A 735-nucleotide genomic window follows, 5' to 3' on the forward strand; every position below is an offset into this window, starting at 1 on the left:
CCGTCTGCGCCTTGCCGGCGCCGTCGGCGGTTTCGTTCACCGCCGTCGTCACCTCGCCCAGCGCCGCCACCGTCTCTTCCAGGTTGGCCGCCTGCTGCTCGGTGCGCTGCGCCAAGTCGTTCGACGCCGTGTTGATCTCCTGCAGGCCCGACCGGATCGAACCGATCGAGGTCACCACATTGCCGATCGCATCCTCCAGCTTGCCGACGCTGTCGTTGAACTTCGCCCGGATCGGCTCGAATTCCGCCGCCACCGGCTCGGCCATGCGCACCGTCAGGTCGCCCGCCGACAGCCGCTCGAAACCGACCTCCACGACCCCGACGAAGGCGCGCAGATCCTCGGCCTTGGCATTGTCCAGCGACGCCTGGCGTTGCTTCGCCTGCTCCTGGTCGATCCGCGCTGCCTCCGCCTCGCTCTCCAGACGCTCACGCTCGACCGCCGCTTGCTTGAAGGTCTCGACCGCACCCGCCATCGAGCCGATCTCGTCCTTGCGGCCCGCATACGGAACCTCGATCGTCTTACGGCCGTCGGCGAGTTCCTTCATGACGTCGGTGATGGTGCGAATTGGCCGGGCGATGGTGCGAGCGATGAAGACAGCGATACCCAACGTCGCCAGAAGCGTTACCAGTCCGCCGATGATCAATGGGGAATGTCCCGATCGATGTTGAACTTCTGAAGGGGGCGGCGTTGCCCGCCTTGAGCCGGTAGGCTCGGGGTGTCGAATCCACTTTGGAG

General features: G+C 65.9%; 1 protein-coding gene. It reads right to left on the minus strand.

Annotated elements, in window-relative coordinates:
* Positions 1-643 (minus strand): methyl-accepting chemotaxis protein (locus VQ044_RS25435; protein WP_331827918.1); only part of this gene is annotated, 643 nt, incomplete at its 3' end.
* Positions 644-735 lie beyond the last annotated feature (92 nt).

This window comes from Aurantimonas sp. C2-5-R2, assembly GCF_036549495.1.
In the GTDB taxonomy this organism is placed as follows: Bacteria; Pseudomonadota; Alphaproteobacteria; order Rhizobiales; family Rhizobiaceae; genus Aurantimonas; species Aurantimonas coralicida_A.